Below are 15,231 nucleotides of genomic sequence, written 5' to 3'. Positions count from 1 at the left end.
CTCTCGAGCCAAGCGCTCGGCCTTTAGCTTTTCACGATTCTCGCGGAGTGACTTTGCGCTTTTGCGTAATCGTTCAAAGCTTCTTTCGCTTCCGCCTGCCTGAATACCTTGTGGGCTTCTCTTTCGACACCTGCCGGTGCGGTCCTCCGCTCTCGAAAGTCGCCAACTAGTCGGCGGTGTAGCGCACGATTTTAATAACCTGCTTATGGCTGTCATCGGTAACCTCGACCTGCTTTCCAAAAAACTAGGCGAAGATGCGCGACTTCACAGGCTCCTCGATGGGGCCATGGAGGGTGCCCGCCGCGGCGCCACTCTGACACAGAGGCTACTTGCCTTTGCGCGGAAGCAGGAACTGAAGGCGCAAGCCACAGATGTCCGAAGCCTTGTCGAGAACATGATAGGCCTCATAGATCGCTCGGTGGGCCCGATGGTTCGGATCGAGCTCCGAGCCGAAGACAAAATGCCGGTCGTCGACGTCGACCCGAACCAGCTCGAAATGGCTCTGCTCAATCTCGCCGTGAATGCACGGGACGCGATGATTACGGGCGGCGTCCTCACGATCGAGCTGTCTGAGCAAATTGTCGAGGTCTACGATCAGCTTGGTGTCCAGCCGGGCCGATACGTGGTGCTTTCGGTGCAAGATACTGGAGAAGGAATGGGCACAGAGACGCTGGCCAGAGCCGTAGAACCGTTCTTTTCAACGAAGGGAGTGGGCAAGGGCACGGGTTTGGGTTTGTCAATGGTGTTCGGCCTAGCGCAACAATCCGGTGGTGCCCTGCGGCTCGAAAGCGCCCCCTCAAGCGGAACAACCGCCAGACTTTGGCTTCCCGTTGCCACTGAAACGACGTTGCCTTCCGGACGCGCGCCGAATCTCGAGACTAAAGCCTCGGGCCGAGCGAGGATTCTCTTTGTCGATGACGATCTGCTGATCGCCGGCAGTACTGTCGACCTACTGGAAGACCTGGGACATCAGGTAATTGAAGCGCACTCCGCCATAGAGGCGTTGAGGCTTCTTGAAAGTGGATTGGCTGCCGATCTTTTGATAACTGACCACGCGATGCCAGGGATGACAGGAATTGAACTGGCCCGGGAAGTGCGCCGCCAATATCCTCGACTTCCGATCTTGCTTGCGACGGGGTTCGCTGAGCTGGAAGGAAGTGAACTGGTAGACGTCGCGCGTCTCGCGAAACCTTACACGCAAGCCCAACTTGCCACGGAGATCGCACACCTCCTGCCGGACGGAAGGAATCGTTTCTGATTGCCGCTCAGTCGCCAGCGTTCACCTGCCGGGTAGACGAATTGCGACCCTTACTTCAGGCGGCCTGCGCGCGCGCCGTGGAAAACCGACGCTGCGGCTTTCCACCGGGCGGGTTCTGTGGGCCACCATCAAGCTCGCACAAAGCTTCGAGGATGGCGTCGATGCTGACGGGCATCTTCAGTCCTTCCGGAACGCGTAGCGCAGGACAAGAGGCGATCGCCGAAGCATCGGAAGCCCAAGAGGCGAGGATTGCCGGCTTCTCGGCCATCGTCAGGCACGGATGCATCACCACGTCCTTGGGGTGCTCGAAGATGGTGCCGGGTGAAGGAGCGCTTGAAGGTCGAAGACGTTGTCGTCTGTGGCGGTCGTCTGCCGCATAGTTTCCTCCGTTCGAAGACGAGTGGGGCGGCAGCCCGAAGTCCGGGCCGCCGCTATATGGGTTCGCTCAGGCCGCCTTGGACTCTAGCTGGTGCACGTTGGCCTGCGCCGCGCCGTTAATGGCGATCCGCCGCGGCTTCATGGCTTCCGGAATTTCTCGGACCAGTTCAATCGTTAGCAGACCGTTGTCGAAGGATGCTTTCTTGACCTGGACGTAGTCGGCCAGGTTGAACTGCCGTTTGAAGTGCCGGGTCGAGATACCCCTGTAAAGGAACTCGCGCTCGGCTTTCTCGGTCTTACCGCCTTCGATGGTGACGACGTTCTGCTCTGCAGTGATTGCGATTTCATTCGGCGAGAAACCCGCGACCGCCAGCGTGATCTGGTAACGATCTTCGGCCAGCCGTTCAATGTTGTAGGGCGGATAGCCTTCCTCGGCGCAGCGCTGAGCGGTCTCGGCGAGGTCGAATAGACGATCGAAACCGATGGTCGACCGGAAGAGGGGTGCGAAGTCATAAGTGCGCATAGCCAGATCCTCCTAGGAGCAAAATGGTTAATAGCGGCACCGGACACGACCGGTGCCCGTCTTGCATTCCCGGGCCCATCAAGGCGCCCGGGAGCCACCCTGGGGTGGCGACTTAGAAATTACAAAAACCTTTTTTGGTTTCAAGAGGGGGCAAAATTTTTTGATCTGGGTTGCTCTGCCGGGACGCTCCGGCCGCGCGGGCAGGGCACCTTAAGGGCGCTCCCCTTCGCCGTGAGCTATCTGCTGGCCCGGCGCACGGCGAGGTCGAGCTTTTGCCTCTGCTTCTCCCAACGGGCGTTGTCGGCTTGCGAGCGCTTTTCTAATGCGGCCCGGTCGGCCTCGATGGCGGTTGCGATGCCGTCATGCTCCCGTTCGGCCTTTCGAGTGCGGCCTTAGCTTTGGCGGTCGCCATCGCGACGTTGCCGCTCCCTCGCCCTCGCGGCTTCTCACGCGGGCTTGCCTCCGCTCCGAAGGGGAGGCGGTCGCTGCCGTTTCGCCTGGTGACCACCGAACGTCGTTGACGATTCCGAATCCTCGATCTCCCTGCGATGGAGCCTTTCGGAACGGACCGAAGCGAACGCTCGCGGAGAGAAGGGGCCTCGGGGAGGCTTTTTTGCGTGGCGGAGCGCTCGCAAGAAGAGAAACGAGAACGGCCCGTCCGGTTGCTGGACGAGCCGTTCGCGGGACTCGCTTAGTGCAAGTGAACCAAGAAATAGCCGACGCCGCCGAGAGCGGCGGGAACGGCCCACACAATCAATACGGGCATTCCTCCAAACTTCTTTTCGAACGTTTCCGACCGGCCCACAGGGCCTGTGGCCTTACTGTTCGGTGCAGACCTTGGTGGTCTTCACGGCGGACTCGGCTTCAGTCTTGGTCTTGTAAACCCCGTCGCCTACGACGGTGGTGGTGGTCGTCGTCGGCTTGGTGTCGACAACGGTGCACTTCTTGGTTGTCGCGTCGCGGACGATGTAGAATTCGGCGGCGCTGGCGGCCTGCGTGCCGAGGGCGAAAGCGGCGAGGGCGCCGCACAGGATCAGCTTCTTCATGATGTGCTTCCTCCAATGGTTCGTAAGTAGTCACTGCCAACGACGGGTTCAGTTACAAGTTCCACCTGTTCCCGACGGCCCTGCCGTAGCGTGCTGCTGCGGTGTCGCAGCAATCTTTCTCTCGCCGGAATCAATCGTCGGCGCACGTGCAATTCTGATTGCGGAGTTTTCCCGATCAGGAACTCCGCCCACCATCGCGTGTTAACGGGCGACCGCATGAAGGAGATTCCAGATGAACAAGCACTTCTTTTTGGCTACGACGGCTGCAGTCGCGATTGCGACTTCGGCATTTGCCCAGTCGTCTCCCAACACTTCGAGCTCGAATTCGCCGACCGCGCAACGACCGCAGGCTTCCACTTCAACGACGCCGTCCTCCTCGTTCACTACACCGTCGTCCAATTCGTCCGGGCAGACCAGCAATCCTTCGACGAACTCGGCCCAGACGCAGCAGCCTTCCTCGACCGGTCAGAACGCTGCGACACAGTCGTCCAATTCCGGGACCGGGTCCAACGCCACGCAGGCGCCGACCCCCGGCAACTCGACCAATCAAGCCCAGACCAGCCAGCCTTCCAACCAGACCACTACGCCCTCAAACCAAGCGCAGACCAATTCGCCCTCGACCGGCCAGACCCAGAGCGCGAATCCGCCGGCCTCGACCAGCAATCAGGCGCAGTCTCCGACCGGCAGCAACTCGACCAACACGGCCCAGCAGCCGAACAACCAGCAGAACACGGCCGATCGCTCGTCGAACACCAATGTGAACGCGTCGGTGAACATCAACGATCAGCAGCGGACGCGGATCAGCAGGTCGATTTCGCACCTGAACGTGCAGCCCCTCAACAACGTGAACTTCTCGCTGTCGGTTGGCACGGTCGTGCCGCGCGACGTCCGCCTGCAGCCGCTGCCGGCGGAGGTGGTCGAGAGCGTGCCCCAATACCGAGGCCACGACTTCGTTCTGGTGAAAGACGAGATCGTCATCGTGGAGCCCTCCAGCTACAAGATCGTCGCCGTGATGCCGTACTCGGGCCGCTCGACGGCGGCAGCGCCGGCGCGCTCCGAGCAGCGCAATGTCACCTTCAGCGATCGTGACCGCGAGGTGATCCGCAAGCACGCCAAGGCGCGTCCCGTCGAGCGCGAACGGCAAACGACCGGCAGTACGGTGCGAACCGAGATCCGCCGAGGCGAGCGAGTGCCGGACGGCGTGGAGATTGATGCTTTCCCGGACGAGGTCTATCGCGAGGCGCCAAGTTTGCGGGAATACCGATACATTCACCGGGATAGCCGCACCTACATCGTCGAACCGCAGGAACGTCGTGTCATCGAAGAGATCGACTGATTTGTGCCAAGGAAGGAGACCGATAATGAAGACAATTGCACTTGGAGCTTTCGCGACGGCCTTGTTGGCGTCGGCAGCCTCCGCCGCTCCGCTCAATCCGACCGCGGTCGGTTCACCCGAGTTATCGGGCATCGACCAGGTCCGGCTCGTTTGCAACGAGTACGGCCGCTGCTTCCGGACCCGCGGTCCCCGCTATGTCCAGCGCTATTACGGCGACGACGACGGCTACGTCGTGCGCCGGAGCTACGGCTACTACGGCGGACCAGAATACTACGATCGCGGCTACGGCTACTACGGCGGCGGCCCGAGCATCGGCTTCAGCTTCGGCACCGGCCGTTGGTGACCAATGAAAGGGCCGCTCCCCGAGCGGCCCTTTCCATACGGATATTTACGTTGCGGTGATCGGAGGTCCGCTCTTGCCAGATTGCTAGACAGAAAGAGCAACTGCTGGCGCGGCTCGAAGCCGGGACCCGCGGCCCCGCGTCTTCCGGATCAGCGGCTTCAGGCGCTTCTGCTGGTCGGCGGCGGTAGTCTCGTCAAACCCGTGGTCGACCTAGCCGGCGTAGACGAGATCGGCGCCCTTACGCTGGCCGAGATAATTGCCGTCCCATTTGCTTTCGTCGAGCGCGAAGCCCGCGATGGTCAGGGTCTCGCGCTGCGCGCAAGCCTTCTTCACCCAGTTGTTGCCACGGCCGCTCGCGTAGACGCTGTCGCGCACCGTCGATATGACGCTTTCCAGCCCGAGCTTACAGGCATGCGAGAACATCTCGCGACCCAGGATCTTGGAGCTTTCGTCATCGCTACCGTCGCTCCAGTGATAGCCGCGTCGCTTCAGCGATGAGTCCAAAGGGCGACTGCTCGGCCCACGCACGGTTGGCTTGCGGGCGTTTTCCAGCAGGAGGGCGAGTGCGGGCGAACCCGTGGCCGGCAATTGGAAGGCAAGGACTTCCAGCAGAGCGTGGCAAACGTCGAGCGCCCTCCTAGTGGAAGAGGGCCGCGCCGTCCAAGAGGTAGCCGAGTTGGGCACCCGCGAAGCCGTACTTGCGCAATCGACCTCCGTCGCCGCTCTCAATCCTAGAAGCGACGTGAGGGCGAGCGCCGGTTTCGAAATGCGAGATGTCTTCGCAGACCTCGTCGAGTATGGTGCGCAGAAGCGCAGTCGTGGCCAAATCGAACATAGACCCCCAAAGGCGAGAGAGGCGGAGCCTAACGCAAGAAATTCAGTTGGCGAATTCAACATAGTTAACGCCGCCACTTCAGATGCCTCTTTGCGCAGCTCTTCTCGCGCCGCAGCATCCGGACCTAACTCCTCTGCGCGATGAGCGCTTGTGTTCCAAGCGAAGCTTCGAGCGACGCTGCCCGGCGCCGAGCTCCCATTGCCCTTCGCCGCCGGGGGCAGCAGCAACCATTGCCTATTTTTCCCGTTATCTGGGACATGCGCGATGTGAAAGGAGTCCCGGATGAAGAAGATTGCAATGTCGGCGCTGATGGTCGGCGCCCTTGGTCTGGCCTCGGTGGCCACGACGTCTCCTGCCGAAGCTCACTGGCGAGGTGGCTGGGGACCGGGTATCGCCGGCGGACTGGTTGCGGGTGCTGTAATCGGGGGGCTTGCCTCCTCGGCGTACGGCTGGGGACCCGGCTATGGCTACTACGGCGGCCCCGGCTACTATGGAGCCGGCTATTATGGCGGTCCCTATGCCTACGACTATGGCTACGACGAACCCTATCGCTGGGGCGGCGGCTACACCACGACTTACTACACGGCGCCTGTATCTTACGGCAACCGTTATCGCCGCGTCGTGCGCCCCGCCTACGCCTATTACCGCGAATCCTATCCGGTCGTACGGCACCGCTGGCATCGCCACTACCACTGGTGAGACCAGTCCATCCGAACGCAACCGAGGCCGCGCACCCGAAGGCGCGGCCCTTTTCATTGGGACCGGCCTTCCGCTCACCAGTCGCCGAAGAACAGGTTGTGCCGTCCGAAAGCCAGCCGACGTTCGGGAGCTCTTGACATCCTCGTCAGTCGCTTGACATGCGGGCGCTGCTCCGCCCGGCATTTCTTTCTTGATCTCGGAAGGAGGCGCTGCAGGGAGGGCGACCATCGCCTCCCGAAGCGGCTGCTGCGGTTCGTCGGGCATCTGCTCGGCCTGCACGACCTTCGGGACGTCGGCGCGCGGACGCGTGTCGAAACGATCTACTCGGAAGACTTCTCGCCGAGCTGGTCGGATGCTCGTCCTGTCGGTATCGGTCGCGCCCTCGCGCTCGGTCGGGGCCGGCAGGTACCGGTTCGCGGCAAAGAGCAGCGTCAGCAGAAGCCGGCCTACGGTACGAAATATCGGATGATCGGCATGGACCGCCGTCTCGGAATTAAGGCTCGCTTTTGCGTCCCGTGCCGGACGTTGAGCGGGGCGGGTCGCTTTCAGGCGGCGCGCGCCGCTTCGCTTAATCCACTTCCTGGACCACGGTGCGCGTCGGCGGGTCGACCAGCATCACGCGTTCGCCCGAATAGATGTAGTTAGCGGTACTTGGTGAGTGAGGGGCCCATTCCGCGGGGACTGCCTCGAGCTCAACATCGCGCGGCACCCGTGAACCGACAACGATCTTCTCGGGGCTCTGTATCGGACGGATCTTGTGTTCGGTGACGTAGGTGCGGATTTTGGTGCGGTATTCGGGCTCCATCTGTACGGTGGCGGCATGGCCGGTGCCTGTGGTGGTGACCACCGTGGACGTGGCCATCGCGCCCGTCGAGATGAGCGCATCGCGGTCGACGGTAGAAGCTCGTTCATGTTTTCTTATCGCCGCCATTTGCGGGAGCATCGAGAATGATAGCAAGGTTCCGCCATCGGCGCCCGAAGAAGTAATCTTTCTCAGTTGAAGCCAGGCCTGCCGTGAACTTTTTCTCGCGGGCGCGACGGAACATTCCGGTCATACACTGGTTCGCCCAAACTACCGGCGGCGCACTTGTAGCTCCCAAGCGGGCGTTTGTTCACGTAGGTTCTGCTGATGTCACCGTCCGATACAGTCAGGAGTGCTCACGATCGACGCCAACAAAGGCTACTGATCGTGCTGGCATTGGGCTTTGTTGTTTTTGGCGCCGCTGCGGCCGCCCTCTTCTACGTCTTGCAGCCCGAGACCCTCCGGATCGCCGTCGGACCCGCAGGCAGCGACGATCATCAGGTGGTCCAAGCGATGGCCGAGGCTTTCGGGGAGGAAAGCAGGACCGTCAGGCTCTCCCCGATCACGACTGAAGGAGCGGCCGAATCCCTGGCTCTGCTGGGCGCCGGCAAAACCGACCTGGCAATCGGTCGCGGCGACCTTGGCATGCCTGCCGATGCGCAGACACTGGCGGTCCTGCGGAAGAACTACGTCGTCCTGTGGTCGCCTTCCGGGGGACCTCGCAAGGACTCAAAGAAAACGGCCACCGGGAAGATCGGAGGGATCACCGATCTGGCGGGTCGCAAGGTCGCCATCATCGGAAGGACCGGAGCCAACCTCGCACTTCTACGGACCATTCTCGTCGCCTCCGGCGTGGAGCCGGACAAGGTTACGACGGTCCAATTCGGGACCGAAGAGATCGAAAAGCTTGGGCAAGACGCCACTCTCGACGCCTATCTCGCCGTCGGCCCGCTCGATAGCAAGATCACTGCCGCCGCGATCGCCGCGACTTCGCGATCGCGCGGAGCTCCGAAGTTTCTTCCGGTCGAAACGTCCGAGGCCATCGCCCTGAAGCACGCCCGCTACGAAGCCGAGGAAATTCCCGGCAGTGTCTTCAACGCGAAACCGGCCTGGCCTGAGGACAAGGTCGACACCATCAGCGTCAACCATCTCATCCTGGCCAGAAAAGAACTGTCCGAAGCCAAGGCGGCGGCCTTCTACCGACAGCTTTTCGCTGTCCGCGACACGATCACGCATCGTGTCTCCGGCGCCGCGCACATCACGAAGCCCGAGACGGAGAAGGAGGCGGAGCCCTCCGTGCACCGGGGCGCCGCAGCGGTCATCAACGGGACCGAGCGGACCTTTCTGGACAAGTACAGCGATTACTTCTGGTTCGCGTTGCTTCTTCTTTCCGGGATCGGTTCGGCTGCCGCCTGGCTGCGTCGCTATCTGAACCGGGACGAACGGGACGACAACATCAGCCACCGCAACCGCATTCTCGCCGTGGTCTCGGAGCTTCGGAATGCCGGGTCCGAACAGGACCTGCTGACATCGCAACGCGAAGTCGACGCGATCATCGGCGAAACCCTGAAGTGCTACGATGATGGAGCGATCGAACAAGATGACCTGGCCGCATTCGGCCTGGTCCTTGAACTGTTCGATCATGCCGTCGCCGAAAGGCGAGCGGCGTTGCAAAGCGGCCCCTCCGATCAAGCAAGATCTCCGGGTCCAACCCTTGCCTCTTGCCGGTAGGCGCACCCGGGAATGCGAGTCTCTATCGGGTCAGTCGGCCGCTGTTGCCAAGCTGCCCGTTGTACCACGAAGTAGTATTGATTTTCATTCCATGACGGGTCGAGGGTCCGATCGATCCGGTGGAATTCAGTGCAAAAGGAGCGGACTACTTCTATCTTGCTTCGAGGCCGGGTCTCCGTGCGCCCGGCGCGTGTTCATCGCTTTTGCAAAAACGCCGACAGCATGGCGCTGTCGTTCAGGATCGAAAAAGACTCCCGGGACGTGAGACGCGCAACGCCCTGTTCGAACGTGTCGCTCGCTTCGACCTTGGCACGGCCGACCGCCAGGTTTGCATCGATCGTGTCAGGTCGAGCGGCGCGAGGAGGCGGCAGCTGTGCGATGTGAAAGGCTGGGAGTTTGGCGTCTTCGCGCAGCTCCATCAACGCGGGTTTGATCCCTACGTCCACGACGCGCTCAATTCGTTCGCCCGACGCAGGACCGGAGGGGGCGCTCGTTCTTCGGGGATGGTGAACAACTTGCCTGACGTGGGCCTGGCAGTCAGCGCGCCTATGGGAACCGCGAACAGTAGCCCCGCGATGACCGGCGACATCCAGAGCAGAAGTGGCAGCGAAACCGCGTACGCGCTTGCCGCCATCGCAATGCCGCACAAGGTTGGAATGCCATATTTTCGATAGCGTTGGCGGCGCTCCAAGGTGCCGTCATCGCGCCTCTGCGTCTGCCACCCCGCATCGCGGCCGGCCAGAATCTCGACGACCGCGATGGACCCGAAGATCATCATCACGGGCGGCATCCAGGCGGACAGCACGATTTCCACGAAAACTCCGGCCGAGGCGGGCAATGCCCCGCCGAATTGACTTCGTACCGATCGCCGATCGCCGCCAGAGCAGGGCCACGCTGAGCAGCTTCTTACCAAGTCCTGGATTAACAAATCATAGTCCTTGCGGATCTGCGCGCTGCCCGCGGTCTATCTGCTCCGCTCTATGGGCAGACTCAAATACTTTTGGCGAAACCGTAAAAGTGTTGATTTGATGCGGGATCTCGAAATCCCACGAGACGATATGCTTTAGTATTTGTGTCACATCATGAGAATATTGCGCTACATTTTACTGGTAAGCAAAGTATTGATGTCACCCATATACTTATGAAGCCTTCAGCGTACAGCTACGTCAGATTTTCCTCCCCCGGAGCAGGCCAAAGGAGGATTCTACTCGGCGGCGGGGCGAGCGGATATCCGACGGGCGATCCAAGGTTATTATCCGCGCGCAATAGACGAGGACCTTTGGCAAAGAGCGAACGCGCCATGGGGCGGAGGCGGACGTCGCATTCGAAGCGGTCATCGACGCCGCAAAGGAAATCCGCGATCGCCTTCTCGAACTCGGCCTCGTGCCGTTTGGGCAAGGCTTGCACGTCGTGACGCCGCTTACCCGTCCTAAAAAGAGACGAACGCTAGGCTGGGCGGAAGTAAAGGAATTCGCTCGCGATACCTCGGCGACGCCCTGTCGGTCGAGTTCATGGACAATCGCCTCTGTGCCGCGCAGTCGCGGGGTGGTGTCTGGCATGGGCTGTTCTCGAGTTTGTCGCCGGCTATCGAAGATAAAGTCGCTGAGTGAGAGTGGCGTGCGTTTCTTGCCGTCCTGCCGGTTGAGGAACAGCTTCGTGTGCTCCTTAGTAAACTCGCTGATGCGCTTCGGAACGTCCTCTCTGCGAATGCGGCGCTCCATCAGCGCGATATAGATGTTCGTGACAAGGTCTTTGCGATCGTAAATCGACGCCGAGCAAGATCCTGCCGACCAAAAACCTTGCCTTGGCAGCCTGGACCACACTCATAGCCAAGCGCGAGGGGCCGCAGGCGGGCGCCGTGATCTCGAGGCCGACCCTGCCGAATCCGGCATAGGCGACCATGACGGGCTCCACGAGCTGGCCGGCACACAGGATTGGCGGCAGGGAGCGATGGCATGAAAGCGCAGGCCTGGCATCGCCGCCACGCTATTCCCGAGGGCACAGAGGATGCGTTGATAGTGCTGCGGCTTGGTGACTGCCTTCCTCGCCGTCGACGAGGAGGAGAAGAAGTCGGCTCCCGTGAACGCTCTGATCGGTGGCAACGACTGCGCCTGAACAAATCGTCCCGAGAAAAGACGCCGCCGGTCTCAGAAATACGTGCCCGGCGGCGTTCATTCCCAAATCCGGGTCCTGAAAATTCCCAGTGCGACGCTTAACGTTAGTGCCCATGTCCAAGTTGCTATTTTTTTGAAAAACCTGCCGGGCGCATCGCGGCCGTCGAAAAGGCCGGTCTGAGCAGCCTCAATGAGGGTGCAAAGGTTAGTTACCAAGAGCCGCGGCAAAACGTCCCGCTGAGACCCTGCGGGTTAGCTGACGCCGATTGTCGGGAACAAGTGGCAATGTCGGGAGTAATCCACTGCTCCCGCGATCTGGTGCCCCCCCGACCGGGAGTTTAGTGGCGACCCTGGCGCTCCCTGCGCCGGGGTCGCTGTCGTTTGGCAGACCGCTCAGAGAGCTTGACGGCACGTAGTTAGAACAAAGGCCGCCTTGCTACATTGCCATTCGCTGCCGAGGGTAGCACTCGATACGGGATGGGGCGCGGCCATCGCTAACAGAACTGCGACGGAGGCGAGCAGATTTACGACCACCAGCATGCGCACTTTGCGGATCGACACTGAGTTCGTCATGGCCGTTGCTCCTTCTGGGCGATCGAAGGTTAGGCCGCGTGTGTTTCAAGACTGCTTCGCGCTTCGGGAAAAAGGTTTCGTGGCCCAGAAGCCCCGGAACTAGTGGCAACGGCTGGAGTAGATACACGCACCCTTTCAGGTGCCCATCCTCGACTGGGAGTTTTAGTGGCGACCTTGGCGCTCCCGGCGCCAGGGTCGCTTTCGTTACTCGGCCGATTCACCCAAGCGGGAAAGGTACGCCGCCGGGCCCGTAGTGGTTTGGCGCTGGCGGCGTTCTGTTCTTCCTGCTGAGGCGCCCTGTGTGGAGTACCTCGGGAGACCTCCGCAAGCATGCGGCGACGTCGGGTACAGTTTAGGCTGCCGCGGATGTACCGGCGCACTGCTGAACCGAGGCGGCATATTTACTGGCGCCCGCGCCCCAGCAGACGGAATGACGGCCTCAGCGCAACTCACGCTGGGGCCGTTTTCGGCAGCGGGTCAGTTTGATTGTGGCGGCCGGTATGGGACGGTGGCTAAAGGCGGCTTTGATCATTTTTCGGCGTGTGCGCCGGATGCATGGTCATTGGTTACTTGATCTTCGATGCTGATGACGACGATGTCGTCCAAACCACCATGGCGCACAAACCATATCGCACAACTGCCCCCCAAACGCCCCAGCGAACCTAAGCGGCAGATAATGTGCCCGCCGGGTCTGGGCGCGCGAGGGCGGGAAGATGGCGCGAGGTGAGGTATCATCCGGAGTCGCTCCAATTGCCCACCCGCAATGACCAGCGTGATGAAGCAACCTTCGCAAGGTGATTTGTTAGGTAATCGGCCGTCGCCGGGACCGGGCCACCGAGGAGCAAGTGAGCGGGCTTTCGGCGCCGGCGCATGCCCCCATGATCGCGCCGAGAAGCCGCTAGCAATCGGGTGACGACCGCTTGGTCAAACCACGGATTGGTCAAGGCGTGGAACTAAACACCATCATGCGGCGGCATCGACGGTCGCAATGACACGGCGCATGTCGCAGGCTAGCTGGCGGCAGCAGCCCCCACGTATGAATCAAAAGACGCTTTTCCCAATCCGTTTTACTGCCCGTACATTGTAACGCCGATGATGATTAGTGGGCTCAGCCCCAATAATACGATGCAAATGCTTCCAAGGAGACTGTCACTGCACATGACACAACCTCCACGCCGGAGAATAAGTCTTCTGAAACAGGACCGTGATCGATTAAAATACCGCCTCAGAGCCGTGCACGCCGAGGCCGGGAGGTATCCCGTACCAAACAGCCCTACAGCCGAACGTTTGGCAACTTCAGGATAGCGTCAAATTTCCTCTCGCACCACCTGTTCCAGCGCTAACGCTGCAACGCTCGGCGAAAAAGAAGATCGCCGTAAACGAGTGCTTCCAAATTAGGACATTCGCTACGGCAGATTAGGACGCCGCGCGCCTTGGCACTTTTTATAGAAATCAGGGACGTTTGTGGGGCGATCAATTTCTTACAGGAACGAAGCGCGTCCGGCGGCACTTGTTGCATATCCGGTGCCGTCCTAGGCGGTCTTCGGAGTGATGGGCGTTGTCGCCGCTATGCGCCTGCCTGTTCGAAGGCTTGCTCCAGCGCTCCGAGCGCGACAGGCCGCATCAAAGCATAACCCGCGACATTGGGATGGACACCATCAGGCATGATCGCCGCCTTTCTGGCGTCATCGATTGTTCCGAATGTAGCTCGATAGTCGGCGAAGACGTACCCCCGCATTCTTGCGGTATCCTCGATCCAGGCATTCATGCGCCGGATCCAAGGTTTGGGACCGACTTCTGGCACCCATGCGAACTGGTCGTAGTCGGCATAGTTGCCGAGAATCACACGCAGGCCATGCGCATCAGCAAGTGTCAGCATCGCCAGCACGTTGTTCTGATAGTCGCGGAATGTCGTCGGGCCGGTATTGCCAGCGATGTCATTGCAGCCACACAGAATGTGAACCACCTTGGGCCTGAGTGCGATGACGTCTGCCATGAAACGCAGCAGTATCTGAGGTGTGGTCTGCCCAGCGATGCCACGCCCGACGATCCCGTTCGAGAACAGCTCGGGATCGACGTGAGGCCATGCTTGGGTCAGAGAATCCCCGATGAACACCCGCGCAGCGGCGCCGTTATCGCAAGATTGCTGTCTCGGTATTGGCTGAGATTCGGCCAGTCGCTGCCCGCTGCTCCAGTTAGATTCTCGAACATTCCGACTGGGCTCATGGCCAACCTTGCGCCCAACGTGGAAGCAAATTCACATGGGTTATATTCATCCCAAACCTCCGCGAAAACAACAACGCCGCCCGCTTAAAATACACGCGGACGGCGCTGACTCTAGCCCCAGGACGGTGGTGCAAAATCCTGACGAAGATAAGACTCTCGACGCGCCCAATGGTTTTGTACTCCTGAAGGAGTAGCTTCGGCTTAGGAACCGCTTCGTGCGGGCGTGCTCCAGTCATTGCTGAACGGCACAGCGCGACCGTCAATGTCGTGCCAATTGGGAACGATGTGCACGGCGCCGGCCACGCCGCAGACCGTACAGACCAAGCGCCAGCCCACCCTGGACCATGGTTGATCCTGCGGCAGGGCATCGAGACGAACATCCACCATCCGATCGCAGCCTCCGTGGCCCCGAATGTTGCAGCTGACGTGGCCGCCAGCGAGCCATTCCGCAAGGCTACCGGGCGGGAAGGAGCGGCCGGACCATTTCGTATAACGACGCTGGCGCACGCACCAACGATCGCGCCGAGCGCGCACGGAGAGAAGCCGCTAGGAGTCGCGGACGCGGATGGCTAGATCAACAAGAGTTCGGCGGTGCTGTCCTAATTAGGACACTCGCAAAATGAAATTAGCACACGCATCAGTCAGTTGATCGGCGTCAACATCCAGCGCAACCGGCTGCCTATCCTCTCTTTCATGATTTGGCACCATATTGAAACCGCGCCGTATATTGAAACCGCGCCGTTCAACCGCGTTCTGGAATTGGCCGTGGTAGACTCGGACGGCCTCCACGCGCTCATCTTCCCCTGTTGCCAAGTTCTCGGCGGATGGTAAATGCCGTTCAAATCGCCCCGTGCTGGTTCATCCGACCCATTGGAGAGAGTGGAATATCATCGGCTCGCAGCGTGAAGCGCAGAAACGCTAGTCCCGGCCAGCTCGTTCCCTGTTCAATTGCTGGAATCGATCCTCCGATCAGGTCGCGAAGGTACGACATCCCATGAACTGTCAATCGGTGCTGGTCTCTCTCGCCCTGCGATGTACAGTTGCATCAGATATCTGGAAAGCTGTGGGCTGGGATCCCTTCGTCTCGCCACGGTCGGCGAGGCGCGCCGTATATCCTTAGCGCGCGATCAACCGGAAGCACGCTGGGCTGCCGGCGGCGCCGACGATCTAGAGGAGGACAACGACAGCGGCAGAGGCGACTGGGACGGCATCCTGGAGCAGGTGGGCACCCAGGACTGGCAGCAGGGGGCAATGGCATGAAGACCCAGCCCTCGCATTGGAGGCAGGCCATCAACGTCGCCGCGCAGCACGCCCCGAGAATGACGAGGATGCGCTGATCGTGCACAAGCTCGCTGGCGAGCTCGTGA

Annotated in this window: 13 protein-coding genes and 2 pseudogenes; 6 read left to right on the top strand and 9 right to left on the bottom strand. The window is 60.8% G+C overall.

Annotated elements, in window-relative coordinates; genetic code table 11:
• The first annotated feature begins 136 nt into the window (after positions 1-136).
• Positions 137-1,258 (top strand): ATP-binding protein, encoded by a 1,122-nt coding sequence (locus AAFG13_RS17630; RefSeq protein WP_342712798.1) that lies wholly within the window; start codon positions 137-139, stop codon positions 1,256-1,258.
• A 55-nt stretch (positions 1,259-1,313) separates the two neighbouring features.
• On the opposite strand, the pseudogene AAFG13_RS17625 reads toward AAFG13_RS17630, so the two are convergent.
• The 4 genes and pseudogenes from AAFG13_RS17625 to AAFG13_RS17610 all read right to left on the bottom strand — a co-directional run bounded on the left by AAFG13_RS17625 (position 1,314) and on the right by AAFG13_RS17610 (position 3,589).
• A pseudogene (locus AAFG13_RS17625) lies at positions 1,314-1,636 on the bottom strand (hypothetical protein).
• A gap of 67 nt (positions 1,637-1,703) precedes the next feature.
• A complete protein-coding gene (locus AAFG13_RS17620) occupies positions 1,704-2,159 on the bottom strand; it encodes an Hsp20 family protein (protein ID WP_092117911.1) in 456 nt (151 codons plus the stop codon).
• Between the two features lie 818 nt (positions 2,160-2,977).
• Positions 2,978-3,205 (bottom strand): hypothetical protein, encoded by a 228-nt coding sequence (locus tag AAFG13_RS17615; protein ID WP_283086397.1) that lies wholly within the window; start codon positions 3,203-3,205, stop codon positions 2,978-2,980.
• Positions 3,206-3,406: 201 nt separating this feature from the next.
• Positions 3,407-3,589: a hypothetical protein gene (locus AAFG13_RS17610; RefSeq protein ID WP_342712797.1), complete on the bottom strand. Its 183-nt coding sequence runs from the start codon at positions 3,587-3,589 to the stop codon at positions 3,407-3,409.
• Between the two features lie 385 nt (positions 3,590-3,974).
• Between AAFG13_RS17610 and AAFG13_RS17605 the strand changes: the two genes are divergently transcribed.
• A complete protein-coding gene (locus AAFG13_RS17605) occupies positions 3,975-4,541 on the top strand; it encodes a DUF1236 domain-containing protein (protein WP_342712796.1) in 567 nt (188 codons plus the stop codon).
• A gap of 25 nt (positions 4,542-4,566) precedes the next feature.
• Positions 4,567-4,884 (top strand): hypothetical protein, encoded by a 318-nt coding sequence (locus AAFG13_RS17600; protein WP_092117902.1) that lies wholly within the window; start codon positions 4,567-4,569, stop codon positions 4,882-4,884.
• Positions 4,885-5,019: 135 nt separating this feature from the next.
• On the opposite strand, the pseudogene AAFG13_RS17595 reads toward AAFG13_RS17600, so the two are convergent.
• Positions 5,020-5,334: pseudogene (locus AAFG13_RS17595) on the bottom strand (DNA ligase); the annotation flags it as partial.
• 667 nt (positions 5,335-6,001) lie between these two features.
• Here AAFG13_RS17595 and AAFG13_RS17590 point away from each other — a divergent pair.
• Positions 6,002-6,418 carry a hypothetical protein gene (locus AAFG13_RS17590; protein ID WP_342712794.1) on the top strand — a complete coding sequence of 139 codons (417 nt, stop codon included), beginning with the start codon at positions 6,002-6,004 and terminating at the stop codon, positions 6,416-6,418.
• A 568-nt stretch (positions 6,419-6,986) separates the two neighbouring features.
• On the opposite strand, the gene AAFG13_RS17585 is transcribed toward AAFG13_RS17590, so the two are convergent.
• Positions 6,987-7,349, bottom strand: a complete 363-nt coding sequence (locus AAFG13_RS17585) for a DUF1236 domain-containing protein (protein WP_092117893.1) — start codon at positions 7,347-7,349, stop codon at positions 6,987-6,989.
• Positions 7,350-7,547: 198 nt separating this feature from the next.
• On the opposite strand from AAFG13_RS17585, the gene AAFG13_RS17580 reads away from it, so the two are divergent.
• Entirely contained in the window at positions 7,548-8,951 is a 1,404-nt protein-coding gene (locus tag AAFG13_RS17580; protein ID WP_342712793.1) for a TAXI family TRAP transporter solute-binding subunit, read from the top strand.
• A 194-nt stretch (positions 8,952-9,145) separates the two neighbouring features.
• On the opposite strand, the gene AAFG13_RS17575 is transcribed toward AAFG13_RS17580, so the two are convergent.
• The 3 genes from AAFG13_RS17575 to AAFG13_RS17565 all read right to left on the bottom strand — a co-directional run bounded on the left by AAFG13_RS17575 (position 9,146) and on the right by AAFG13_RS17565 (position 13,754).
• On the bottom strand, positions 9,146-9,397 hold the full coding sequence (locus AAFG13_RS17575) for a hypothetical protein (RefSeq protein WP_342712792.1): 252 nt from the start codon (positions 9,395-9,397) through the stop codon (positions 9,146-9,148).
• Positions 9,388-9,765 carry a hypothetical protein gene (locus tag AAFG13_RS17570; protein ID WP_143046727.1) on the bottom strand — a complete coding sequence of 126 codons (378 nt, stop codon included), beginning with the start codon at positions 9,763-9,765 and terminating at the stop codon, positions 9,388-9,390. The genes AAFG13_RS17575 and AAFG13_RS17570 overlap by 10 nt, the downstream gene beginning before the upstream one ends.
• Positions 9,766-13,205: 3,440 nt before the next feature.
• Positions 13,206-13,754, bottom strand: a complete 549-nt coding sequence (locus AAFG13_RS17565) for a GDSL-type esterase/lipase family protein (protein ID WP_342712791.1) — start codon at positions 13,752-13,754, stop codon at positions 13,206-13,208.
• 755 nt (positions 13,755-14,509) lie between these two features.
• Between AAFG13_RS17565 and AAFG13_RS17560 the strand changes: the two genes are divergently transcribed.
• Positions 14,510-14,695 carry a hypothetical protein gene (locus AAFG13_RS17560; protein ID WP_342712790.1) on the top strand — a complete coding sequence of 62 codons (186 nt, stop codon included), beginning with the start codon at positions 14,510-14,512 and terminating at the stop codon, positions 14,693-14,695.
• Positions 14,696-15,231 lie beyond the last annotated feature (536 nt).

It is taken from the genome of Bradyrhizobium sp. B124 (assembly GCF_038967635.1).
Taxonomy (GTDB): Bacteria; Pseudomonadota; Alphaproteobacteria; order Rhizobiales; family Xanthobacteraceae; genus Bradyrhizobium.
The sequence above is the reverse complement of the archived record's forward strand: the minus strand, read 5'-3'. Positions and strand labels throughout refer to the sequence as shown.